The sequence below is a fragment of the Pumilibacter muris genome (assembly GCF_943193045.1).
Taxonomy (GTDB): Bacteria; Bacillota; Clostridia; order Christensenellales; family Pumilibacteraceae; genus Pumilibacter; species Pumilibacter muris.
The window spans coordinates 1-16,329 of record NZ_CALPCN010000001.1 but is presented as its reverse complement, the minus strand read 5'-3'; the positions used below and the strand labels follow the sequence as shown (position 1 = coordinate 16,329).

Sequence of the window (16,329 nt, the reverse complement as noted above, 5' to 3'; positions counted from 1 at the left end):
TTTCGGTCGCCTCGCGGGATTTGTGCTTGAGCACATTGTACATTATATTGCATTTTGGCAAGATAAAAAAGGGTAAAAGTGAATATTTAGGGGGCTATAATTTCACGAGCTGCGCGGAGGGCTTGCTTGTGTATATCCCTCTTTACGTACTCGACGCAGTACCCCATAAAGTCCGCTATATCCTCCCAGCCTTTACAAAGCAAATAGCGTTGCTCCAGTAAAAGCCGCAGCGTTACGCTTTGCACCCTGCTGATTGCCTCCTCAATCTCGCGGCGCACGTTGATAAGCTCGTCGCGCTGGCGTTCGATTTCCATTTGAGCGTCCGCTATCTTTATGCAATAAGTTTCCACCCTGCTGGAGTGCATACCTCCGCCGCCGCCCGGCTGCGCCGAGGGGTCGCTTGTTACTTTTTGCGCGAGGCTTTCCCACATCTCGATTTGCTCGTTTTTGCTTTGTATCTGCTGGTCTATGCGGTAAGCTCTTGAAAGCCACTGTTTAATGTCCATTTATTCCTCCAGTATTATGTCGATACGGCAGTGCCGCCATAAGTGCCCTTTGTAGGGTGTTCCGGTTTTTACTGCCTCAAATAGGCTCCGGTAGTTACAGCCGTAATATTTTGCTGCGGCTGCGATTGATACAAATACCGCTCCCACCTTTCCGCTTTTGGTTAGGCGCGCCACTGGCTTGCGTTCTCTTGCGTTGAGCTCCAGCGCTTTGCGGCTATTCTCTTGATATGTAACCCACTCAAGATTTTGCACGTCGTTGTTGTGCTTGTCGCCGTCTATATGGTTGACGACCGGGAGCCCCTCGGGATTATCAAGAAAAGCGCACGCCACGAGCCGGTGAACGGGTCGGGAGGTGCGTTTCCCTCCCTCCGTCGGTAAAAACACTTTGAGGTAGCCGCGCCCGTTTGCGGAGGGCTTTTGCAGCTTGCCGTTTACTTTCACCTCCCCGCGCTCGTTTACGGTGCAGCCAGCAAAGCCTTGTATCGGTCTATCCATTGCCGCCTCCCTCCGGGAAATCGTTTTCGAGGTAATCCTCGGGACGTTCACCCAGCGCGACGTAACCGTCTTGCAACCCCACGCCGTTGAGAATATAGAGCACCTCCGTAATAAGTACCCGCCCGGTGTAATCGTACATTACTGGCGACGTGTTCGGTATGGGTACGATTTCGCGGAGCCGCAAGTAATCCCCCACTTGGAAATCCCGGTCATTGTAACGGATTTCAAAAGGCTTTACGCCGGCGAGCTTTGCGTCAAAATATTCTTTCAATATCTTAAGGTCGTGTATTTTACTCATTGCTGCCTCCCTCCGTTTTGTAAGGTACTCCGAGGTAGTCCATAACCTCGCCGTAGTTTAGTCCGTCCTCCTTTCTGATAGCAAAGTCGTACATCTTGGGCTCCGTTTCCGCAAGTCGCTGTATCCTGTTAGGCGTCGCCTCGAGGTGGCAGCCAAAAAGACAAAGTTTGCAACCGGTATGCTGCTCTTTCGTAAAGCGGTTACTGCTCCCCGGCGGGCAAATATCCCCGTAAACCTCTTTGCAATACTCAAGCGAGTAAGTGCGGAGGTACTCCGTAACGTCGTCCGTAAACCAAAAGCCCATAGGTTGGCTTTTTGTGCGGCTCCCATTAAACGAATTGCAACCGGTGGCGAGGTAGGCGCTTTCTCTCTGCTTGCTGTCGCTTGCCATAGTAGCCACCAGCCCGTAAAGTTTGCGCTTTTTTGCCTCCGCTTTGCAAGGGTCTTTTTTGATAAGGTCGCAGCACTTTTCGCTCACCTCAAAAGGTGCATAACAAAGTTTATACCATTTACGCGGCAGCTTGCGGCTTTTGCACGTTTTCCCTTTGCTTGTAATTCCGGTAAAGTATAAGCGTATAGTGTGCGTCATTTCGGGCTCATACTCGACAATAATACGCTCGAATACCTCCCGCGTAAGCGCGCCCTCAATATGGTGCGCTGCCATAATTTCGCGGCACCACGTCCGAATATCCCGCACCATACGAGAAACCTTTTTGCTCACCACCGGATAGCCGACGGTTGAGGGTATCTTGTAAAAATTTATTTCCTTATTGCGCGCCTTTATGAGGTCAATTTTGATACCGTGGCGCTTTTCGCATATCGCGCAGAATTCAACCACAAAGCGGCGTATCGCCATAAACTCGTTGCCGGTATCGGCAAATATAACCGTAAGCGGCTGCTCGCGGTATTCCTCCAGCGACGCCCACACCCTGCACACCATATCCAGCAGCACCGTGCTATCAACACCGCCGGAAAATGCAACGTACACCTTACCCTTAAGTTTGAGTATGTACTCGAGTATCTTTGTTTGCGAGCGCATTACCTTATTGGGAAACTTGAACGCTTGCAAGTATTTTAAGTCGTCTTTTTCCACTCTTTAGTCCTCCCAGTTGCGCGCAAATTCCAGCAGCCTGTCGCGCTCCGATTTTTCTGAACGCTCGCGCTCGAGATAGAGCCCTTTGTCGAGGTGCTCTTGTATAGACTTGTCGATAAGGTCGTCGAGGACGCGAGGGTCGAGCGCGTCCAGCTCCCAGCTCTTACCGCCGTGCTGGGATACATACGCGCCGTATCTGCTGTCGGTAATCTTTGCCGGATTGGGCGGTGGATTGTATTTGCGGATTTGCGGCATATTCAAGGCTATACGGTCAAGCTCTATTCGGTCGCGGAGTTCCTCTGAAAACATTGTGAGGCGCTCTATAATATCCCTTGACATATCTATACCGCTGGGGTCGTGGTCGCCTAAATGAATTATATATGCCTTTTCAAAGCCTCGCTGCTCGAGGTTTCTTTTAATGCGACGCGCTGCTGCCCACATTTCGCTTTGCGATACATACCCACGGCAAGAAAAGTAAGGGGTGTCCCAGCGCTCGGCAGCCTTGCCGACGATTTCGACGAGGGCGTCTTTTTCAACCCATACCTCGACGTAGTTCTCTTGCCCCTCCCACTTATCAATTTGAAACTGATGTGCTGCTGCCGAAATAATCTCGCTGGGGCTGTCCCAGTGTGCGCGCTGTCTTAAGTTGCGCGTGCGGTCGCTTATGCTGTACCAGTCTATTAAACCGGCAAGCCTCCCGTTATTTACAAGCGCGCCGATATTGTCGTAACTGCGTTGATTGTTTGGTATAATATCACGCGCAACAAGCTGGTAATAAAGCTGTCGGAGCGTGAGCTCATAGTTTTGAGCGTCGTATTCTCCCACTATCTCGTTTACCTTGTCGATAAGTTCGAGGCTCTTATCTCTGAAATTGATTTGCTTATATGCTATTTTTGGCATTTTGGTATGTCCTCCGATTATTTTTTATTTATGCCGAGCAGTTCTGCAACCGTCGCCTTGTTCTTGGCAGTGTTAGCCTCTCGGCGTTTAATGTCGTTTACCCTTACCGGGAAACACTTTTCGAGCAATCGGCTGTATATTCGGGCGTGGGTCAAGTCTGATGTATCCGCCGCCGCTGCCTCCAGCTCTTTGGGTGTGTAGTTGGTTGTTACAATTAGCGCCACGCCGTGCGTGTTACAGCCGTCTATAAACTTATAGACTTGCTCCTCGGCAAACGAGGTCGCTCTCTCGGTGCCGAGGTCGTCTATTATGATACATTGCTGCCACATCAACCGCATAAAGTGGCTTTCTGCATTGTCAAAATCTTGCGCCATTTTTACCACGTCGGCAAGGCTTGTATGCAGCACTTTGTATTCGCGGTCGATAAGCGCGTTTGCTATGCAAAGAGCGTAAAAGGTTTTGCCCGTCCCGACGTCGCCGTACAATAAAAGCCCTTGCCCGGTTTTTGCAAACTCCGCAAAATTTCGCACGTAGTTTTTGCATATTTCCGTTGTCTTGGGCGTCTTGCCGTCGTCCACCGAAAAGCGATAACTGCGATAAGAGGGTACCGAAATTGCCCTACTGCGGGCGTTCTCTATGCGCTCCCGGCGCTCCCGGCGCTCCTCCTCTTGTCTTTGCTTTGCGGCTGCCTCCTCTTTGCATTTGCATAACTTGGGGAGGATTGCCGGCTTGCCGCCCGTAAAATTCTCAAATATAAATTGCCGCGGGGTTTTACATAACTTGCAATAAATCAAGCCGTCCTCACCCACGTACTCGTCGGCGTCTGCCTCTCTTGGCGGCGGCACTAACTTGCTTAAGACGTCATTTACGTGCTCCATAGGTCAGTCCTCCTCGTCGTAGTTTCGCGGCTTTTTAGGTTGTTGCTGCGGTTGGCGCTTTTGGAGTTTTTCCCATATAAGCCCTTTCCACGTGTTTGAGATACACTCGTCCACCAGTTCGATAACCGCGTCCGCCCCGTACTCCTCGACCTTTCTTTGCACTATAGTGAGTAAAGCCTTGAAACCCATTTCTTGATAGTTGTACTTTTTATATTCCAGCCACTTATATACGGCGGCTTTTACTCTTTCCGGCAAGTCGGTTTCTGCCGTCATACCCTCAAAAAGTGCTTTCTTTTTTCCGGGGGTAGGGGGATTATTTCTTGTAATATTCGTTGTAGTATTATCTTGTAATATTATAGGTGAATTTTTCAGCGCTACCGTAGCGCTGCTTTCAGCGCTGCCCTCGTGAAAATTTTTGCACGGGGTGGTGATTTCAGACGACGCGATACTCAAGCAGCGGCGTATAACCGTCTTGCCGTCCTCGGCGTATTGGATATTTCGGTGTATATATCCCGCATTGAGCAAGGCGTTTATCCAGCCTTGTATCGTCCGGGTGTTCACCTCGTAGAGGTTGGCAAAGTATGTATTTTCTGCCCAGCATAGCCCGCTCTGATTACATAGCGCCGTTATTTCCCCGTATAAGAGCTTGGCGGCTGCTGGTATCCGCTTGTCGTAGCGCACCGTCGCGGGTATTACGGCGTAGTATGATTTTTTGATTTCCATTTACGCCTCCGTTAGAAAAGCAAGTCGCTGTCGTCGTCAATCGGCACGAGCTCGTCGCGTCGCCTATTTCTCTGCCCTTGCGGTGCTGCGTTACCTCTCGGCGCCTCTTGCTGGCTTTCACCTTTCGGGGTCAAGAATTCGACCTCGCTTGCCACCACCTCGGTAACGTATCGCTTTTGCCCCTCCACCTCATACGAGCGTGTTTGCAGCATACCTACCACCGCCGCCTTTTTCCCTTTGGAAAGGTATTGCGCGCAACGGTCTGCAAGGTCGCGCCACGCTATAATGTTGGGATAGTCTGCCTCGCGTTCGCCCGCAGAATTCTGAAAGTTGCGATTTACCGCGAGGGTAAACTTTGCCACCGATACGCCGCTGGGTGTAGTGGAAAGCTCCACATCACGCACAAGGTTGCCTATCAAAATAACTTTGTTCATTTTGGTGTATCCTCCTATTTTTTATAAATTCGGTCGTTGTCCGAAAAGCCCGGGTACCATATATCAAGGTGAGCCTTTACGCGCTTGAGCAGTTCTGCCCGGCGTGTAGTTTGGTCGAGTTCACGGTGGCAATTTCGGCATAGTGTTACGATATTTTCCTCTATGCCGAGCCCGCCCTGCGAGCGCGGGATATAGTGCGCCTCGGGCAGCCCGTAAGGGCTACCGCACAAAACACACCTCCCGCCGTCCCTGTCGTAAACCGCCTTTTTGACTTTCGGGGTAATTGCAAGGGCTTTCGTTCGTTTGGATTTCATAAACGGGAGCCCTCCCAGCGCTGTTTCATTAGTTCGATTTCCTCCGGCGTTCGCGTTTCAATTTCGAGCTCTTTTGCGTCCGTTACGACGCTATCAATAAGCCGCGCCATTTGCTCCTTGTCGTAGGTGCTGCTGCCTTTGTAGGCGTGGAGCAATACGAAACCCTCGCGTTCCGCGCCGTCCAGCAGTTCGACGAGCCAGCCGTCGCCACGGGCACCCCATACCTCGGTAAAGAGTTGCACCGCCGCCGCGTTAATTTCCATAGCCTCAAAGACGCCTTGCTCGAGCACATAACCGCGGTAAACGTCCAGCTTACTACTGCCGACCTTTTGCGCGATTTTGTCGCATAACTGCCAAAAGTAATTATTTGCGTTAAGCGACCGCTTGGGCTTGTCGATATTCACCTCGATTTTGAGCCGCTCTTTGCCACTTGCAAGCGCCGTCTGCGCCGCAGCCGCGCATTGCCTTGCGGCGTACCTTTCCGAGCCCTCAACGGTAAAAGAAACAACGACGGCGCCGCGCTCGTCCGTGAGGCAATCTTTGTACTTTCCTATAAACGAGCCCAGCATATCAACCTCGCACGGTGATACGCACCGACGCCTTGACGGTTGAGGTCTTTACGTACTTTTGGGCAAGCTCCGGGTGCTCCTTTTTGAGGAGTTCGCTGTCTAATCCTTGGCGTACCGAGGGCGCCACGTATGTGATAAGCATTGACTTGTCGGCGGTTTCAAAGCTCTTTATACCTTGCGCCTCCATTGCTGCAATAAGCTGCGCCCTTATCTCGTTTGCGTTCGCCTCCGCCTCTTTCTTTGCTGCCTCTGCGACCTTAACGGCGCGCTCCGCTTGCTCTGCAGCTGCCAGTAACTCGCTCGGCACCATAAGCGTGCGGGGCTTGTAAATCTCGCCCTTGCGTTCACACTCAAGCAGCTTTTCGACCTCCTCGGCGGGGATATGCTCCAGCGGTATGTACTTGCTTTTCTCGCAAAGGTGGAAAACGTAAAACTCGTCGAATTTCTCACCGCTCAAACGCTCATAAAGCGAAAGCTGCCAGCGTACTGCCTCCTTGTCCACCGTTGTACCGGTCTTATAATCGGCAAGCACTTTTATGGTGGCTTTACCGGCGACGCGCTCCGCCATAAGGTCGATAGTGCCCGCCACAAGGTCGTTATTTACGATTTGCTCGGAGCGCATATTCTTAAGTCCCAGCTCTTTGGCAAAGCCGATAAAGTCGTCCTGCTCTGATGTAAAGCCGAGCTCGCCGTGTTTGATATAGCGCTCGATTTCCTCGTGTATAAGCGTCCCGCGCTCCGCTTTACGCTGGAGCACTGTTTCGTTTATTCCCGAGTAATCCGGGGCGAGCCCGTGCTTGCGCATAAGTTGGGTAACGCTTATAAGGATTTTGCCGTCCAGTGTGTACGTGTGATTTTCCTTGTTAAATATCGCCCTTTCCATTAGTCCGCGCCCTCCATATTGGTGTTTATTCTATCAAGCAGCGCCTTGAAATCCTTGTCCGAAAGGCTGTTGATTTTATCGGTGCCGAACATATCCAGCGCCAGCGCCGTAACGTCCTCCATATCAAAGCCACGCTCCGCGCCCAGCTCTTTAATCTGCTGGTACTTGGTTTTGGGCTTGCCAGTTTTCTGCGGTGCTGCTGCGGGCGGCTCCTCGCTGTTCTCTGCGGCGTTCGCCTCCTGCGCTGCCAGCCTCTTGCGTTTCATATCAATAGCGGACTGTACTTGCTGCGCGCTCAAAAACTCCACTCTTACCTTGAAATAGGTTGCCACGTTGTTAAGGTCGATATTGAGCTTTTGCAGTTCCTCAAGCTGCGCCTGCGTAGGTTTCGGCAAGCTCTCGGGCGGTGTTTCCGCGTCCGGGTCTTTCATTTCCTCCGTCGGGATACATAAGACTTGAAAACAAGCGTACTTAAACGCTACACTCATAGCTTTATTGCTTGCCTTGTCGCCGCTGTCCATACCCTCGCCTATGACGGTAGCGGAAACGCTCGAGCCGTCCTCCGCGTAAAAGGTGTATTTGATTTTGAGTACCGAGTAAATAAGGTTGCCGCCTTTGCCGGTAACGCGCTCCTCGCGCTTTTGTTCGAGGATTTCCGGCACCACGAAAACCTTATGCTTTACGAGCGCCGGCTGTAAGGCGTTCATAACCGCGTCAATGCCGCGATACATAAAGCCTTGCTGCTGGTTTTTCGAGGTCTTGCCGATTGCCCCGATTTCCTCCATAATGCCGTTGATAGCGGCGTAAATTCCGTTAGTTGTTGCCATTGCTTGCCCCTCCTCTCTTTCTGCCGAGGTTGTCGTCCGTGTCAACGTCGAGCACGACGAGGCGCTCTTTTGCGCTGTATTCGGCTCCGATAAAGCGGTAAATCGTGTCGTCCGCTCCGACGCAGATACCAACCTCGCAGCCGCCGCGCTCGTCCGCTGCTTTCACGGTGTCGTTGAGCTGCTCCGCGAGGCGCAAGCCGGTTGCGTGAATTTCCTTGCAAGTTTTTTCGTGCTTGCTGCACTCCTCCCAGTCGGAAAACTCCTTGCCGCAAATTTCGCACTTGTAGATTGTTTTCATTTTGGTATGTCCTCCTTGACATTTTGAAATTTTTGTGCTATAGTCTTATAGCGTTAGTTGTTGATTTTGGTATGTCCTCAATTATCGTGCCGTCCGTTTTGTCGCTCAATTCGGGCGGCTTTTTTCTTTGCCTTTGCCGTAACTTTTTCGTACTCTTTTTTGAGCCGCAGCAGTCCGACGTTTACCCAGTGGGTAAGGTTACGATACCCACACGCGGCGAGTATGTCTTTGCGAAACCACCTTGCAGCGCCGCGCTCAAGCCTCACGCAAAGGTTGTACGTTTCCGGCTCCTCGCTTTCCTTGGCGGTAGCTTTATGTACGGTCGCCTTGGTGCTCTTGAGGTTGATTTCCGCCTCGCTGTAAATGTCCAGCGGCTCGACGCCCAGCAGCTCGCAAATAGCTTTCAGTTGCTCCGGAGTAGGCAGCGCAACGCCGTTTTCATACTTGGAATAAAGTCCGCTATCCACCCGCTTATCGGTTTTTTTGATGTGCTGCACGACCTCCTTTTGCTTAAGGTCGCCGCGTAACTCTTTCAGTCGCATAATTACCTCCGTTTCAGTATTTCGTTAAAAAAGTCAAATACCCCCCCCGAGCCCTCGCTGCCGCTTTCGTCTGCGCCGAGTTTAACGCCGTGCTTTTTAGCGATACGGTCGAGGCTGTCCATTGCCAGCATTATGCCGAGCGTCGGATTTTTAGCGATTGCCTCCCTTTTTACGGTTTCCACCGCTTGGAAAGCGTGTTGTATCGTAATACCGGGGCAGTCCGTCATATATACCCCGTGGATTGCCGAGCACTCTTTTGTGCCCTTGGACGGGTCGGAAATTGCCGCGATTATGCAATCGCTCTCAACCTCGTGCACTACCTTGCCGGTTTCGTCGGTAATAGTTACCTTGTAGAGTTTCTTTTCGTTCATTTTGGTATGTCCTCCATAGATTTGATTTTTTTGATTTCGTCGCTGTATCTGCGGAAAATATCCACGAATACGCCGGCGACGTCGGATAAAATTTTTTCCTCGCACCGGGTCAAGCCCGACGCTTGGGGCTCCGTCTTGCTTTGTGCAAATAGTGGTATGGTAGGCTTGAGCGGCTCCCCGGTTGTGGTGTCGCGCAGCACCGCGACGCCGATTTGTACGTAAGTTTCCACCGGTATGTCCTCCTCACTGCCTCCTATGCTTTCCCTTTGCCTCCGGCGTCCGTACCGACCAGCCAGTCAAGTGATACGCCGAAAAGATTTGCAAGTCGCTTTGCTACTGCCAGCGAGGGCGCACGGTCGCCGTGTTCAATATCGAAATATGCCGGCTGCGTAATTCCGCACTCTTTGGCTACTTTTTCCTGCGACAAGCCCGCTTTTGTTCTTGCCTCTTTGAGCCTTTCGTGTAACATTAGCCTTTCACCTCCTTTTTGTCTTGCTGCATTTTGAGAAACTCGAGGGCGTCAATATGAACTGCGCGCTTGTGTTTGGGTTTAAGTCGTTCGTTATAGTCCCGTATTTATTGGAATTTGCAAATGGGTCTATAATAACCGATTTGCCCGATATGTACCTTTCAATTAGCGCCTTTATGGGTTTAATTGAAAAGGTTTCACTGTTGGGCATAGCCCACTCTCTTGTTATAATCACGCCACCACCTCACCCGTAAATAACGCCGCCAAAAAGCGCATACTGCACGATTTCGTCCGCTGCGATTGCGTCCACCTCGCACGTGTCGATTGTATCGCCGTGCACGATTTCCGCGTCGCCTCCGTTAGTCAAGTAAAGCTCCAGCCCCTTGAGCAGCTTTTCTTTGTTGAGCTCGTAGGTCTTGTCCTCCTCGCTGTCGGAAAGTATGAGCTGCCCGCCGCGTGAGATTTGCTCGTGTGCATATTCGCCGAGATAATCGCCGACCGCTTTTGCCTCGGCGCACCAGTAGGTTATACCGCCCTCAAGCGCTGTACACATAATATCGTCGAGCTGTTCGTCGGTAATGGTAAACGTCTTTTTTATCGTGATTTCCATAATACCCTCCTTACTCCGTCGCTGTGTCGAGGCTGTCCGCTGCACTGTCGAGGCTGTCGAGCGCCTCGTCCAGCGCGTCGATTGCCTCTTGCGCTTTGTCGCCTTTCTCGCCGCTTTGGAAACTTTCGGGCATATTGTCGTAATAGTCCTGCTCCTCGTCGCGGAGCGTTTCCACCTCGTCCTTAAGCGAGCGGATTTTTTCCGCCAGCTCGTAAAGTTGCTTTCTGCGTTGCTTGTTCATTTTGGTATGTCCTCCTATTTCCGAAACTTTACGGTTTTATAGCCTTGCTTATTGACAAGCGAAAGAATTTTTGCTATAATGTGTACGCTACTACAAACAAACCGCAAAACTCTTGCTTGTCAATTTCGCAAGGGGGTTATAGGCGTTACGGTTTCCTATAACCTTGCCTATATTTTATTACGCTTTATTTGATTTGTCAAGGGTTTTTTGCGGTTTATTTGAAAATATTTCAAAAGGAGCGTAATTTTATGACTATTTCGGAGCGTATTTTCTCACTTTTAGACGTACAAGGCAAAAAACAAGGGGCTTTAGCTGACTACATAGGCGTGCGCCCTGCTACTATATCCGCGTGGAAACAAAAACAAACGAGCCCCGCCTCGGATTTACTTGAAAAAATCGCCGAATACTTTGACGTATCCGTCGATTACCTCGTAACTGGACGCGAGCCGCAGCACCCCATTGTCGCGCAAGGAATTTTCGGCGACGAAAACCACCACAACGTCGTTACGATAAACGGCACCGCTGCGCTCGAGCTCTCGGAGTTTGAAACGGAGCTCTTGCAGATATTCGGCGAATTGAGCACACGGCAAAAAAATGCCCTGCTCTCTTATGCTTATGAGCTTAAGGAGGGCAAGGCGTAATATGAGGCAAGCCGTTGTATATGCACGGTACAGCCCCGGCAGCACGCAGACGTACCAGTCTATCGAGGGGCAGCTTACCGAGTGCCGCAAGTTTGCAGCTGCAAACGATTTGCAAATAGTCCGTACATACGAGGACGAGCACCTCACTGGGCGAAATGACTTGCGCCCGGCGTTCCAGCAGCTGCTCAAGGATAGCGCCGCCGCAAAGTGGGATATTGTGCTCGTGTATGCTATCGACCGCTTTGGTCGTAATAGTATCGAAATAGCGATAAACAAATACCACTTGCAGAAAAACGGCAAGACGGTAATTTCCGCCACGCAGCGCACCGCTCGCAACGTGGACGGCTCGAAAAATCTTGACGGTATCCTCCTCGAAAACTTTTATATCGGTATGGCGGAATACTACAGCGAGGAGCTCTCGCAAAAAGTTACCCGCGGGCTGCGTGAAAGTTACGCAAAGGGCAATTTTACCGGCGGGCGTCCTCTGCTTGGGTATAAAGTCGTTGACGACCCGCGCAGTGCCGGCGACCGCAAGCCGCGCAAAATCGTAGTAATCGACGAGGAAACGGCGCCGCTCGTCCGGTATGTTTTCGAGGCTTACGCAAGTGGCGCCTCCAAAAAGGATATTATGGCGGAGCTTACCCGCCGCGGCTACAAGAATACCAAAAACAAGCCGCTCACGTTAAACAGCTTTCAAAATAACCTCACCAGCCGCAAGTATATAGGCGAGGTTGAGCACGACGGCGTACTATATACAAACATATATCCCCCACTCATAAACAAAGCCACCTTTGAAACCGTGCAGAAACGACTTGCAAGGCGTAAATTAGCCCCCGCAGCCCTCAAAGCTAAAGAGGATTATATCTTGCAAGGCAAAGCCTATTGTGGGCATTGTGGGGCTCGTATGGTCGGAGTGAGCGGCACGGGACGCGCAGCCACCTACTACTATTACGCTTGTGGCAAAAAGTACAAGTACCATACTTGCGACAAGCGCAGCGAAAGAAAAGACTTTCTCGAGCAGCTCGTCGTCGAGCTCACCCTTGAGTATGTGCTTGAGCCTAAACGTATGGATTTTATAGCCGACCGCGTAATGGCGCTTTATCAAAACGAATTCAACGAGGAAAATGTAAAAGCTATCGAGCGCCGCGTCGCAGCACTCGAGGAGGAAATAGAAAAAGCCGTCAACGCCTTTATTGACGCCGACAGCAAAATGGTACGCGCAAAGCTCAACCAGCGCGTGGAGGATTTGGAGGCACAAAAAAACGAGCTGCTCAACGACCGGGACGGGCTCGTCGCTGCGTCAAAAATCCCGGTGTCAAAGGCTCAATTTATAGCGTGGCTCAAAACCTTTGAGCGCGGAAATCCCGCCGATAAGGAATTCCAAAAGCGCGTTGTGGACGCTCTGATAAATAGCTTTTACTTGTATGACGATAAATTTATTATATACTTTAATATAGACGGTGGCGAGGTTGTCGGATACCCTCAAGCGTCCGAGGACGTCGAGCTGGCGGAAAATTTCGAGAAAAACGAAAATACCCCCGCCTCAACGGGCGGGGGCAGTGTTCGTATTTCACAAGCCACGCTCCACCACTTTCGGAAGAGTTTGAACTTGTAATGTTCAAACTCTTTTTATATTTTAACTAACCGCGCAGTTACTGAATAAGGCTTTGTTTTTTGTTGCCGTCTTGCTTTTTCGGAGATTATATCGGTTTGCCTTTTATTTGGTTTTTTGATTGCGGCGAGTGATTAACGGCGAGCGTAGAGAGCCGCTTGTTTATTCAAGCACCCACCTCAGCGCCAAAGTGAATTTGAATAAAATAAATTTGATTTGCTATTGACAAAGGCTATATGTTTTATGGTATAATATATGTGATAAATTTGTAGGGAGAAAATTTATGGAACTATTTCTTTCAATCATTGGTTTAATAGCTATAATACTGCTTATTCCAGCAATAATTTTTTGCAAAGTGTCTTACGATGCTTGGCAAAAAAACGAGGGAATACTTCATAAATTATCAAAAGATTATCCATATTTAGAAGATATTATAGCGAAAGAAAAGAAAAAGAACTTATTACATCAAAAAGAATAAATGTGTAGACAGAAATAAAGCAAGTATTGAGTCCATTGTGGTGTATTAATAAAAAACTTTATTATAAAGGAATAAAACGTATGAAAAATCAAAGAATTTATGACTCGGAGCTAACATTAAAAATTGTAAATGAGAAAATGAATTATGATTTCGATAAAAATAATTTGATAAGTGGCGAAGGTATAACAAATACATGGCGCAAAAATGGATATTTGGCGTATGATATGAATGGTGAAAAGCTGGGGATTATATTTGAAGATGATAAAGAAAAAAACATATATTACAAATGTGCGAATATACTATTTTTTAAGCCGTATCGGGTAAAGCACAATTTGGGTATATGGCGCATTATCAAACCGATAGATTACTCAAATTATACAAATGCGAATGGCTATATAGATTTTCTTACTCTTGAACAAATACTGTCTGAAAAAGGTAGTTTTGTTGTAACAACCAAACCAACATATCATCACTAATATATCTTTAATTATTCGTTTTAGGTTATTACTACCCACCACTTTTGGAAGAGTTTGAACTTGCAATGTTCAAACTCTTTTTATATTTTCACTAACCGCGTGCTTGCAGAACAAGGCTTTGTTTTTTGTTGCCGTCGTGCTTTTTCGGAGATTGTATCGGCTTACCTTTTATTACAATATTTTACATTAAGAAAATCAGCTATTTAATTCATTCGAAAAGCAACACAAAATCAAATACAAATTTTCGTTTTAAGTTATCACTTCTAAAACAAGACGATATATGAACAGTTTTTATACGCTTGCAAAAATCAACCGCTTATGCTATTATATTACTAAATTAGCATAAGGAGTGCTTTTGCCTTGACAGAGAGAGAAAAAATGCTATCGGGCGCATTATACGACACGTCCGACGCCGAACTATATGAGCGCCGCAAAGAAGCGCATATTTTAAACGAGCAATATAACGCTACCCGTGAAGACGAAAAAGAAAAAAGAACCGCTATTCTCAAACGCTTGTTGCCGCATATAGACGAAACGGCGTTTTTGCAAGGTCCGCTCCACTTCGACTACGGTGACAACACATATTTCGGTAAAAATTTTTACGCAAACTTCAATTTAACGGTTTTAGACTGTGCCGCCGTTACTATCGGTGACAATGTAATGATAGGTCCGAATTGCTCTATTGTGACGGCGATTCACCCTTTAACCGCGCAAGAAAGAAATTACCGATTTAAAGACGACGGAACGCCTTATACGGTTGAATATGCCAAACCCGTAACAATAGGCGACAACTGTTGGATTGCAAGCAACGTAACCATAATCGGCGGCGTTAAAATCGGCAACGGTTGCGTTATAGGCGCAGGAGCAGTTGTTACAAAAGATATTCCGGATAACTCCCTTGCCGTAGGCAATCCTTGCAAAGTAATAAGGCAAATCACCGAAAAAGACAAACTTTTTAAAAATTAGCTTATCCCTATTCCCCGTTTAACAGAGTGCACAGCCCAACAACTTTAAGGAGTAATATCTTTAAATTATGAAATGGTTTAATTACTACGGACTTGCGATTATGGCGGTTATTATGCTTCCCAATATCGTCTACTTTGTTAAACACAAGAACGATGCCGCAAACGCTTATAATAATAAAACGGTAACTGTTTTAGAGCAAATAGGCAGATACGCCTGTTTTGTTTTAATGATTTTTAATATTCCGTACACTTATTTTGGCTTTTGGTTTGATTACGCGCTTGCGGTTTACTTGTCGGTGAACGGCGGTTTATGCCTTGCATACTTAATATTTTGGGCAGTATGTTGGAAAAGAAATGACCTGTTAAAAGCGCTGTCGTTATCGATTTTGCCTACATGCGTTTTTCTGTTCAGCGGCATAGTTTTGGCTTATATTCCCCTTATCGCTTTTGCGATACTATTCGGCGTAAACCATATTTTAATAAGTTGCAAAAACGCTCAAAACACCAAACGCAAAAAAAAGACTACGCTTAACGACAAATGGGCAAGCGAATTTGCTATAATATTTGTAATTATATTGCTTATATGCGCTGTGATAAGTCTGTTATTCGGAAAAGAGTCAATTTGATTCAGCGTTAATTTTTAAAAACTTTCAAACTTAAATAAGCTTATAAAATAGAAAAAATAACCCCAAAGATTATTCGCTTCGGTGTTCTTCTGCTTTTGCAAGCGCGGTATACTTTAAAACAAAATCGCTCTTTGCCTCAGTGTACGCGTCACGGTTATGTTCGAATTGTTTCCATAATTTCAACTTCAAACTTTCGTAATCTTTTGCCACACTCGGGTGCACGTTCAGATAATCTTTGAATAATACCTCGTCTTTTTCACTTTTGTGTTGCAAATGAACGTGAAAGACCTTTTCGGCAAAACCTTTTTCAGTGTACCCTTTATTCAATGAAATCCGTTTGTCGCTTACATACATAATTATGTAACCGTATTCGCTTATTTCTTTCGCAATATTATGCAAATCGCAAGAATCGGGGGCTTCAACCAAAATATCTATTATAGGTTTCGCCCAAATCCCCGCTATTGCGGTGCTCCCTATGTGGTAAATTTCAGTCTCTTTCGGCAAAATTTTCGCAAGTTCCGAAGCTTCTTTTTCATACCACAGTTGCCAACATTCGTTATGCTCGGTAAGAACTATGGGAAACAGTTGCCACAATTCTTCAAGCGTCATTTCGCTCAATCTTTTATTCATATTAAAACACCTTGCTTTGAAATGCAAAATCGGTTTAAAAGAATCTGAACTTTTAAACCGATTTAATGGCGCCCCGGAAAGGATTTGAACCTTCGACACTTCGGTTAACAGCCGAATGCTACTACCGCTGAGCTACCAGGGCAAAGATAGTTATTTTACACACTCACAACTGCAAACGAAGAAGAAAGAAACAACACCATGAGCCATTTTAAAGTATATAGCGTATATTTTACATTCAGTTATTGAGGTCTTATTCTTTCAGTCAATCTTTTCTGCGATTAAGCCCTCGACCTATTAGTACCAATCAGCTGAACACATTGCTGTGCTTACACCTTTGGCCTATCAACCTTATAGTCTTTAAGGGGTCTTAGCACCGTATTGCTACGGCACGGGATATCTTATCTTGAGGTGGGTTTCACGCTTAGATGCTTTCAGCGTTTATCCGCTCCG

26 protein-coding genes, 1 tRNA gene and 1 rRNA gene are annotated in these 16,329 nt (G+C 47.8%); 6 read left to right on the top strand and 22 right to left on the bottom strand.

Annotated features, from left to right (window positions below; translation table 11 throughout):
- Positions 1-86: 86 nt before the first annotated feature.
- The 19 genes from NFR62_RS00135 to NFR62_RS00050 all read right to left on the bottom strand — a co-directional run bounded on the left by NFR62_RS00135 (position 87) and on the right by NFR62_RS00050 (position 10,451).
- Positions 87-506 carry a hypothetical protein gene (locus NFR62_RS00135; protein WP_251611990.1) on the bottom strand — a complete coding sequence of 140 codons (420 nt, stop codon included), beginning with the start codon at positions 504-506 and terminating at the stop codon, positions 87-89.
- A complete protein-coding gene (locus NFR62_RS00130) occupies positions 507-1,001 on the bottom strand; it encodes an HNH endonuclease (protein ID WP_251611989.1) in 495 nt (164 codons plus the stop codon).
- Positions 994-1,299, bottom strand: coding sequence for a DUF3850 domain-containing protein (locus NFR62_RS00125; protein ID WP_251611988.1), 306 nt, complete (start codon positions 1,297-1,299; stop codon positions 994-996). Before NFR62_RS00125 ends, NFR62_RS00130 begins: the two co-directional genes overlap by 8 nt.
- On the bottom strand, positions 1,292-2,392 hold the full coding sequence (locus NFR62_RS00120; protein WP_251611987.1) for a phosphoadenosine phosphosulfate reductase domain-containing protein: 1,101 nt from the start codon (positions 2,390-2,392) through the stop codon (positions 1,292-1,294). The genes NFR62_RS00125 and NFR62_RS00120 overlap by 8 nt, the downstream gene beginning before the upstream one ends.
- 3 nt (positions 2,393-2,395) lie before the next feature.
- Positions 2,396-3,292 carry a hypothetical protein gene (locus NFR62_RS00115; RefSeq protein WP_251611986.1) on the bottom strand — a complete coding sequence of 299 codons (897 nt, stop codon included), beginning with the start codon at positions 3,290-3,292 and terminating at the stop codon, positions 2,396-2,398.
- Positions 3,293-3,309: 17 nt separating this feature from the next.
- Positions 3,310-4,170 (bottom strand): ATP-binding protein, encoded by an 861-nt coding sequence (locus NFR62_RS00110; RefSeq protein ID WP_251611985.1) that lies wholly within the window; start codon positions 4,168-4,170, stop codon positions 3,310-3,312.
- 3 nt (positions 4,171-4,173) lie between these two features.
- Positions 4,174-4,893, bottom strand: coding sequence for a helix-turn-helix domain-containing protein (locus tag NFR62_RS00105; protein WP_251611984.1), 720 nt, complete (start codon positions 4,891-4,893; stop codon positions 4,174-4,176).
- A gap of 11 nt (positions 4,894-4,904) precedes the next feature.
- A complete protein-coding gene (locus NFR62_RS00100) occupies positions 4,905-5,327 on the bottom strand; it encodes a single-stranded DNA-binding protein (protein ID WP_251611982.1) in 423 nt (140 codons plus the stop codon).
- A 14-nt stretch (positions 5,328-5,341) separates the two neighbouring features.
- A complete protein-coding gene (locus NFR62_RS10200) occupies positions 5,342-5,641 on the bottom strand; it encodes an HNH endonuclease (protein WP_420851348.1) in 300 nt (99 codons plus the stop codon).
- A complete protein-coding gene (locus NFR62_RS00095) occupies positions 5,638-6,210 on the bottom strand; it encodes a hypothetical protein (RefSeq protein ID WP_251611980.1) in 573 nt (190 codons plus the stop codon). The genes NFR62_RS10200 and NFR62_RS00095 overlap by 4 nt, the downstream gene beginning before the upstream one ends.
- A gap of 1 nt (position 6,211) precedes the next feature.
- Positions 6,212-7,093, bottom strand: coding sequence for a hypothetical protein (locus NFR62_RS00090; protein ID WP_251611978.1), 882 nt, complete (start codon positions 7,091-7,093; stop codon positions 6,212-6,214).
- The gene (locus NFR62_RS00085; RefSeq protein ID WP_251611976.1) at positions 7,093-7,920 is read right to left on the bottom strand and encodes an ERF family protein; all 828 of its coding nucleotides are present in this window, start codon (positions 7,918-7,920) and stop codon (positions 7,093-7,095) included. Before NFR62_RS00085 ends, NFR62_RS00090 begins: the two co-directional genes overlap by 1 nt.
- Positions 7,907-8,218 (bottom strand): hypothetical protein, encoded by a 312-nt coding sequence (locus tag NFR62_RS00080; RefSeq protein WP_251611975.1) that lies wholly within the window; start codon positions 8,216-8,218, stop codon positions 7,907-7,909. Before NFR62_RS00080 ends, NFR62_RS00085 begins: the two co-directional genes overlap by 14 nt.
- A 77-nt stretch (positions 8,219-8,295) precedes the next feature.
- Positions 8,296-8,760: a helix-turn-helix domain-containing protein gene (locus tag NFR62_RS00075; protein WP_251611974.1), complete on the bottom strand. Its 465-nt coding sequence runs from the start codon at positions 8,758-8,760 to the stop codon at positions 8,296-8,298.
- 2 nt (positions 8,761-8,762) lie between these two features.
- Positions 8,763-9,131 (bottom strand): hypothetical protein, encoded by a 369-nt coding sequence (locus NFR62_RS00070; RefSeq protein WP_251611973.1) that lies wholly within the window; start codon positions 9,129-9,131, stop codon positions 8,763-8,765.
- Positions 9,128-9,361 carry a hypothetical protein gene (locus NFR62_RS00065; protein WP_251611972.1) on the bottom strand — a complete coding sequence of 78 codons (234 nt, stop codon included), beginning with the start codon at positions 9,359-9,361 and terminating at the stop codon, positions 9,128-9,130. The genes NFR62_RS00070 and NFR62_RS00065 overlap by 4 nt, the downstream gene beginning before the upstream one ends.
- 23 nt (positions 9,362-9,384) lie before the next feature.
- Positions 9,385-9,600 carry a helix-turn-helix domain-containing protein gene (locus tag NFR62_RS00060; protein ID WP_251611970.1) on the bottom strand — a complete coding sequence of 72 codons (216 nt, stop codon included), beginning with the start codon at positions 9,598-9,600 and terminating at the stop codon, positions 9,385-9,387.
- Between the two features lie 244 nt (positions 9,601-9,844).
- Positions 9,845-10,210, bottom strand: coding sequence for a hypothetical protein (locus NFR62_RS00055; protein ID WP_251611968.1), 366 nt, complete (start codon positions 10,208-10,210; stop codon positions 9,845-9,847).
- Between the two features lie 10 nt (positions 10,211-10,220).
- Positions 10,221-10,451 (bottom strand): hypothetical protein, encoded by a 231-nt coding sequence (locus NFR62_RS00050; protein WP_251611965.1) that lies wholly within the window; start codon positions 10,449-10,451, stop codon positions 10,221-10,223.
- A gap of 248 nt (positions 10,452-10,699) precedes the next feature.
- Between NFR62_RS00050 and NFR62_RS00045 the strand changes: the two genes are divergently transcribed.
- The 6 genes from NFR62_RS00045 to NFR62_RS00020 all read left to right on the top strand — a co-directional run bounded on the left by NFR62_RS00045 (position 10,700) and on the right by NFR62_RS00020 (position 15,249).
- Positions 10,700-11,092 (top strand): helix-turn-helix domain-containing protein, encoded by a 393-nt coding sequence (locus NFR62_RS00045; protein WP_251611962.1) that lies wholly within the window; start codon positions 10,700-10,702, stop codon positions 11,090-11,092.
- A gap of 1 nt (position 11,093) precedes the next feature.
- Entirely contained in the window at positions 11,094-12,707 is a 1,614-nt protein-coding gene (locus NFR62_RS00040) for a recombinase family protein (RefSeq protein WP_251611959.1), read from the top strand.
- Between the two features lie 280 nt (positions 12,708-12,987).
- Positions 12,988-13,182 carry a hypothetical protein gene (locus NFR62_RS00035; RefSeq protein WP_251611956.1) on the top strand — a complete coding sequence of 65 codons (195 nt, stop codon included), beginning with the start codon at positions 12,988-12,990 and terminating at the stop codon, positions 13,180-13,182.
- A gap of 80 nt (positions 13,183-13,262) precedes the next feature.
- Positions 13,263-13,658 (top strand): hypothetical protein, encoded by a 396-nt coding sequence (locus NFR62_RS00030; RefSeq protein ID WP_251611953.1) that lies wholly within the window; start codon positions 13,263-13,265, stop codon positions 13,656-13,658.
- Positions 13,659-14,018: 360 nt separating this feature from the next.
- Positions 14,019-14,624 carry a sugar O-acetyltransferase gene (locus NFR62_RS00025; RefSeq protein WP_251611950.1) on the top strand — a complete coding sequence of 202 codons (606 nt, stop codon included), beginning with the start codon at positions 14,019-14,021 and terminating at the stop codon, positions 14,622-14,624.
- A 67-nt stretch (positions 14,625-14,691) separates the two neighbouring features.
- A complete protein-coding gene (locus NFR62_RS00020) occupies positions 14,692-15,249 on the top strand; it encodes a hypothetical protein (protein ID WP_251611947.1) in 558 nt (185 codons plus the stop codon).
- 69 nt (positions 15,250-15,318) lie between these two features.
- On the opposite strand, the gene NFR62_RS00015 is transcribed toward NFR62_RS00020, so the two are convergent.
- The 3 genes from NFR62_RS00015 to NFR62_RS00005 all read right to left on the bottom strand — a co-directional run.
- The gene (locus NFR62_RS00015; protein WP_251611945.1) at positions 15,319-15,879 is read right to left on the bottom strand and encodes a GrpB family protein; all 561 of its coding nucleotides are present in this window, start codon (positions 15,877-15,879) and stop codon (positions 15,319-15,321) included.
- 66 nt (positions 15,880-15,945) lie between these two features.
- Positions 15,946-16,021: transfer RNA gene (locus tag NFR62_RS00010), tRNA-Asn, on the bottom strand.
- A gap of 132 nt (positions 16,022-16,153) precedes the next feature.
- Positions 16,154-16,329 (bottom strand): 23S ribosomal RNA (locus NFR62_RS00005); the annotation flags it as partial.

Bases quoted from the DNA above. Each gene is read 5' to 3' on its own strand.
- NFR62_RS00135 (WP_251611990.1), bottom strand. From the start codon at position 506: ATGGACATTAAACAGTGGCTTTCAAGAGCTTACCGCATAGACCAGCAG.
- NFR62_RS00130 (WP_251611989.1), bottom strand. From the start codon at position 1,001: ATGGATAGACCGATACAAGGCTTTGCTGGCTGCACCGTAAACGAGCGC.
- NFR62_RS00125 (WP_251611988.1), bottom strand. From the start codon at position 1,299: ATGAGTAAAATACACGACCTTAAGATATTGAAAGAATATTTTGACGCA.
- NFR62_RS00115 (WP_251611986.1), bottom strand. From the start codon at position 3,292: ATGCCAAAAATAGCATATAAGCAAATCAATTTCAGAGATAAGAGCCTC.
- NFR62_RS00110 (WP_251611985.1), bottom strand. From the start codon at position 4,170: ATGGAGCACGTAAATGACGTCTTAAGCAAGTTAGTGCCGCCGCCAAGA.
- NFR62_RS00105 (WP_251611984.1), bottom strand. From the start codon at position 4,893: ATGGAAATCAAAAAATCATACTACGCCGTAATACCCGCGACGGTGCGC.
- NFR62_RS00100 (WP_251611982.1), bottom strand. From the start codon at position 5,327: ATGAACAAAGTTATTTTGATAGGCAACCTTGTGCGTGATGTGGAGCTT.
- NFR62_RS10200 (WP_420851348.1), bottom strand. From the start codon at position 5,641: ATGAAATCCAAACGAACGAAAGCCCTTGCAATTACCCCGAAAGTCAAA.
- NFR62_RS00095 (WP_251611980.1), bottom strand. From the start codon at position 6,210: ATGCTGGGCTCGTTTATAGGAAAGTACAAAGATTGCCTCACGGACGAG.
- NFR62_RS00090 (WP_251611978.1), bottom strand. From the start codon at position 7,093: ATGGAAAGGGCGATATTTAACAAGGAAAATCACACGTACACACTGGAC.
- NFR62_RS00085 (WP_251611976.1), bottom strand. From the start codon at position 7,920: ATGGCAACAACTAACGGAATTTACGCCGCTATCAACGGCATTATGGAG.
- NFR62_RS00080 (WP_251611975.1), bottom strand. From the start codon at position 8,218: ATGAAAACAATCTACAAGTGCGAAATTTGCGGCAAGGAGTTTTCCGAC.
- NFR62_RS00075 (WP_251611974.1), bottom strand. From the start codon at position 8,760: ATGCGACTGAAAGAGTTACGCGGCGACCTTAAGCAAAAGGAGGTCGTG.
- NFR62_RS00070 (WP_251611973.1), bottom strand. From the start codon at position 9,131: ATGAACGAAAAGAAACTCTACAAGGTAACTATTACCGACGAAACCGGC.
- NFR62_RS00060 (WP_251611970.1), bottom strand. From the start codon at position 9,600: ATGTTACACGAAAGGCTCAAAGAGGCAAGAACAAAAGCGGGCTTGTCG.
- NFR62_RS00055 (WP_251611968.1), bottom strand. From the start codon at position 10,210: ATGGAAATCACGATAAAAAAGACGTTTACCATTACCGACGAACAGCTC.
- NFR62_RS00050 (WP_251611965.1), bottom strand. From the start codon at position 10,451: ATGAACAAGCAACGCAGAAAGCAACTTTACGAGCTGGCGGAAAAAATC.
- NFR62_RS00045 (WP_251611962.1), top strand. From the start codon at position 10,700: ATGACTATTTCGGAGCGTATTTTCTCACTTTTAGACGTACAAGGCAAA.
- NFR62_RS00040 (WP_251611959.1), top strand. From the start codon at position 11,094: ATGAGGCAAGCCGTTGTATATGCACGGTACAGCCCCGGCAGCACGCAG.
- NFR62_RS00035 (WP_251611956.1), top strand. From the start codon at position 12,988: ATGGAACTATTTCTTTCAATCATTGGTTTAATAGCTATAATACTGCTT.
- NFR62_RS00030 (WP_251611953.1), top strand. From the start codon at position 13,263: ATGAAAAATCAAAGAATTTATGACTCGGAGCTAACATTAAAAATTGTA.
- NFR62_RS00020 (WP_251611947.1), top strand. From the start codon at position 14,692: ATGAAATGGTTTAATTACTACGGACTTGCGATTATGGCGGTTATTATG.
- NFR62_RS00015 (WP_251611945.1), bottom strand. From the start codon at position 15,879: ATGAATAAAAGATTGAGCGAAATGACGCTTGAAGAATTGTGGCAACTG.